Origin of the sequence: Aquiflexum sp. (assembly GCF_041751335.1) — a bacterium.
Lineage (GTDB): Bacteria > Bacteroidota > Bacteroidia > Cytophagales > Cyclobacteriaceae > Aquiflexum.
Window position 1 is genome coordinate 1 of the sequence record NZ_JBGSXS010000348.1, and the last position, 4,679, is coordinate 4,679.

The following is a 4,679-nucleotide window of genomic DNA, read 5'->3' on the forward strand; positions in this document are numbered from 1 at the left end:
TTCCGTTCGAGATGACTTTGGCCAATGGGATGAAAAAAACCAGCGTCCTGAGCTTTTTGACATGTTGAATGGCAAAATTCATCAAGGTCAGAATGTCCGTGTTTTCCCAATATCCAACTGGACAGAGCTTGATGTTTGGGAGTATATCAAAACAGAAAATATCGAAATACCTTCCATATACTTTGCACACAAGAGAGAGGTCTTCTTCCGTGACGGATTGATCTGGACCGCCAATGAACATGTTTTCAGGGAAAATAGTGAGGAGGTGTTTGAAAAAATGGTCAGGTTCAGAACAGTAGGCGATATGACCTGTACCGCAGCGGTACTTTCAGAAGCTGAAACCCTCGATGCAGTAGTCTCAGAAATCAGAGATTCAACCATCTCAGAAAGAGGTGCCAGAATCGACGACAAAAGGTCGGAAGCAGCCATGGAGAAAAGGAAGAAGGTTGGGTATTTTTAAAGAAGACTCAAGACTCAAGACACTAGATTCAAGACAGGTAAAGAGATGATTCAAGACTTCAGTCTTGGACCAGAAACCTTCCAGTCTTCAGACTGCCCTTTAGAGTCTTAGAAATAAAATGAATAAAAACCCATTAAGTCTTCGTGCCTTTGTAGCATTAAAATATCAGCTAAAAGTGATGAAAAGACCAAGTCTCACGTCTTATGTCTCACGTCTCACATCTAATTAAATGGAAAGTAAAAAACTCATAAAAATAGCCACAGCAGGTTCGGTGGATGATGGTAAAAGTACCCTCATTGGAAGGTTGCTATATGACACCAAGTCACTGACTACTGACAAGTTGGAGGCAATAGAAAAAACCAGCCGTCAGCGTGGCTTTGATTACCTAGATTTTTCTTTGGCTACTGATGGCCTTGTTGCAGAAAGGGAACAGGGCATTACCATTGATGTAGCACATATTTACTTCAATACGGCAAAAACAAATTTCGTCATTGCTGATACCCCCGGCCATGTGGAATATACCCGTAACATGGTTACCGGAGCTTCCACATCGCAAGTGGCCATCATTTTGATTGATGCACGAAAAGGTGTTATTGAGCAGACATACAGACATTTCTTTATCAGTAACCTGCTGCGCATCAGCCATGTGGTGGTAGCGATCAATAAAATGGATTTGGTGGGATATGATGAAGATGTATATCTTAAAATAAAAACTGATTTTGAAGCCCTTGTCGAGAAAAGTAATTTCAATAATGAACAAATTACTTTTATTCCCATTTCAGCTTTGAAGGGCGAAAATATTGCCAGGCAATCCGAATTGATGCCTTGGTTTGTGGGCAACACTTTATTGGATCATTTGGAGGTTTTGGAAACTGAGGACTTACAGGAAAGTTCTGTTGCCCGCTTCCCGGTTCAGTATGTCATCCGTCCTAAAACCGAAGCATTTCATGACTTCAGGGGGTTTTCGGGGATGCTATATGGAGGAAATCTGAAAGTGGGCGATGAGGTGACAGTATTGCCCTCCCTAACTCAATCCAAAATCAAATCCATCAGTTTATTCGATCAGGAATATGAGGTTGCTACCCCTGACTCATCTTTGACCATCACACTGGAGGATGAGGTAAATATCAGCCGCGGGGATATGTTGGTCAAATCCAATGAGCTTCCCAAATCTGAAAAGCAAATTGCAGCTACCATCTGCCAGGTCAATAGCAAACCTTTGAGAGTTGGTGACAAATTTACACTACAACACGGCGTTAACCGGGTTCTGGCAAAAGTTGACAGCATCGAATTCCTCATCCACACAGACTTCTCAGGAGAAGAACCTGCGCAGCAACTGAGACTGAATGACATTGGAAAAGTGAATTTACGGTTAAGTAAGCCTATTCACTTTGATAGTTATACCCAAAATAAATTCAACGGAAGCTTTATCCTCATTGATGAGGGAAGCTATGATACCGTGAGTGTTGGGTTTATTGATTGAAAGTACCAAGTACTATGTACCAAGTATTACCACCAAAGTGGGCAGTCATAAAAAGTATAAATAAGAGGTTAAAATTGAATGGAGAAAGATAAAAAAATTGAGAATGAGAGATAAAAAAGGTATCTACTTTTTTGTCTTAGGTCTTGCGACTTATGTCTAAAATCTCAAATCTCACCTCTCAAATCTAAAACAAAAAAATGCAAAGCTTCAGAACTGAAATCGAAAATCCCATTGTGGAAAAGGACATCCTTGAGCTGGAAAGAAAAATCACACTTTTCAGAGAAGGTAAAATAGATGAGGAAAAATTTCGTAGCCTCCGGCTTGCCCGTGGGGTGTATGGTCAAAGGCAGCCTGGCGTACAGATGATCCGTATCAAATTACCTTATGGGAAAGCCACAGGGGAACAGTTGAAGCGTATTTCCGATGTTTCGGATAGATTTTCAACAGGAAGGCTACACATTACCACCCGACAGGATATTCAGATCCATTATGTCAGTTTGGATGAGACACCGGCACTTTGGGCAGAATTGGAAAAAAACGATGTGACCTTAAGAGAAGCTTGCGGAAATACGGTAAGAAATGTGACCGCATCCGAAACCGCCGGTGTGGATCCCAAAGAGCCATTTGACGTGACTCCTTATGCAGATGCAGTTTTCAAGTATTTTTTAAGAAACCCGGTTTGTCAAGAAATGGGGAGAAAATTTAAAATGGCTTTCTCTGCCTCAGAAGAAGATACGGCATTGGCTTATTTGCATGACTTGGGATTTATTCCACAATTAAAAACAGAAGATGGAAAGGAAATCCGTGGATTTAAAATCCTATTGGGTGGTGGTTTGGGTTCACAACCAAGACATGCTGACTTGATTACCGAGTTTTTGCCAACTGATGATTTGATACCATTTATTGAAGGTGTATTGAGAGTCTTTGACAGACATGGCGAACGTTCCAGAAGGTTGAAAGCCAGGATGAAGTTTTTGATCAATGAGTTAGGTCTTGAAACATTTCTGAATCTAGTCAAAGAAGAAAGAAATGCTTTGCCGTACAAAAAATATCCCATTGACGCACAAACTTATGAAGAATCCAAAGTGCTTTCCCAGCCTAAATACCCTTTACTTGAGGAGCCTTTGGATTTGAACTTTGAGCAATGGAAACTGACAAATGTCCTTCCCCAAAAACAGGATGGATTTGTATCCGTTGGCGTAAAAGTTCACTTGGGGGATTTTTATACAGATCAGGCCAGACAATTGGCAGATTTGGTGAGTAAATATGCAGGAAATGAGGTACGCTTTACTTTGAGACAAAACATCCTTATTCGAGATGTGCAGGTAGGGGCAGTACCGTTTTTCTATCAGCAATTGAAGGGAATAGGCTTGGCTGATGCTGGTTACGATAGTTTTGCAGACATCACTGCCTGTCCGGGAACGGATACCTGTAATCTTGGGATTGCAAGCAGTACAGGAATTGCCAAGGAACTGGAAAAAGTCATTTTGGCAGAATATCCACAGTACCTTAAAAACAAAGACTTGACCATCAAGATCTCCGGCTGCATGAATGCCTGTGGGCAGCATAACATGGCCCATATTGGTTTTCAAGGAATGTCGATGAAAGTTGGCAAGACTGTATTCCCTGCGCTTCAGGTATTATTGGGAGGAGGTACCCTCGGAAATGGTAATGGAAGATTCTCGGACAAAGTTATCAAGATTCCAAGTAAAAGAGGTCCAGATGCATTAAGGATTCTGATCAATGACTTTGAGGATTTTGGAGAAAGTGGAGAGAGTTTCTTAGACTATTATGACCGAAAAGGGCAGATATATTTCTATGATATCCTTAAAGTTCTTACAGAAACAGAAACTTTAACTGAACAAGATCAGGTAGATTGGGGAAATGAGGATGCCTATAAAGTGGCTGTGGGAGTTGGTGAATGTGCAGGTGTAGTGATTGATTTGGTCGCTACCTTATTGTTGGAAGCCAGAGAAAAATTGGAACTCTCAGAAGAAGCATTCAAAGAAAAAAGATGGTCAGATTGCATATATCATACCTATGCAGGAATGGTCAATGCAGCAAAAGCAATCCTTTTGAGTGAGGGCAAAAGCACAAATTCCTATGCTAATATTATCACTCTATTTGATGAAACCTTCACCGCAACCAATAAGATTGAATTAAGGAAAACCTTTGCTGAAGTCACCTATCAAATCCAAAATAATGAACCGACCGAGATTTTTGCAAGACAATATTATGAGGATGCTGCTGAGGTGTTTGAGGCAATCAGTGCTTATAGAGAAAAGGAGGTAACGGCATGATACAGAAAGTAAAACCAAAAGTTACCCTAGTGGGTGCAGGACCGGGTGATCCGGAATTGATTACTTTGAAGGCAGTTTTGGCATTGAACAAAGCAGATGTTGTCCTATATGACGCGCTGATTGACAAAACATTGCTCAAGCATGCACCTGCTCAAGCCATCAAAATATTTGTGGGTAAAAGAGTTGGAAAACACAGTTGCCCACAGGATGAGACCAATAGGCTGTGTGTGGAAAATGCCCTCAAACATGGGCATGTGGTAAGGCTTAAAGGCGGTGATCCATTTGTATTTGGCAGAGGTGCTGAGGAGATAGATTATATTGAAGCCTTTGGAATACCCACCGAAGTGGTTCCTGGAATTACATCAGCTATTGCTGTCCCGGGAGCAGTCGGAATTCCAGTGACCAAACGAGGGATTTCCGAAAGTTTTTGGGTAAT

Annotated in this window: 4 protein-coding genes; all 4 read left to right on the forward strand. The window is 41.3% G+C overall.

Annotated elements, in window-relative coordinates; translation table 11 throughout:
- The coding region (cysD, locus tag ACEW8U_RS19265) for a sulfate adenylyltransferase subunit CysD (RefSeq protein WP_373523689.1) at positions 1-460 on the forward strand (460 nt) is incomplete at its 5' end.
- A gap of 229 nt (positions 461-689) precedes the next feature.
- Complete coding sequence (locus tag ACEW8U_RS19270; protein WP_373523690.1) at positions 690-1,943, forward strand: sulfate adenylyltransferase subunit 1; 1,254 nt, start codon at positions 690-692, stop codon at positions 1,941-1,943.
- Between the two features lie 197 nt (positions 1,944-2,140).
- Positions 2,141-4,243 carry a HEPN domain-containing protein gene (locus ACEW8U_RS19275; protein ID WP_373523691.1) on the forward strand — a complete coding sequence of 701 codons (2,103 nt, stop codon included), beginning with the start codon at positions 2,141-2,143 and terminating at the stop codon, positions 4,241-4,243.
- Positions 4,240-4,679, forward strand: a 440-nt coding sequence (cobA, locus tag ACEW8U_RS19280) for a uroporphyrinogen-III C-methyltransferase (protein ID WP_373523692.1), incomplete at its 3' end; no start/stop codon positions are given. The genes ACEW8U_RS19275 and cobA, both read left to right, overlap by 4 nt.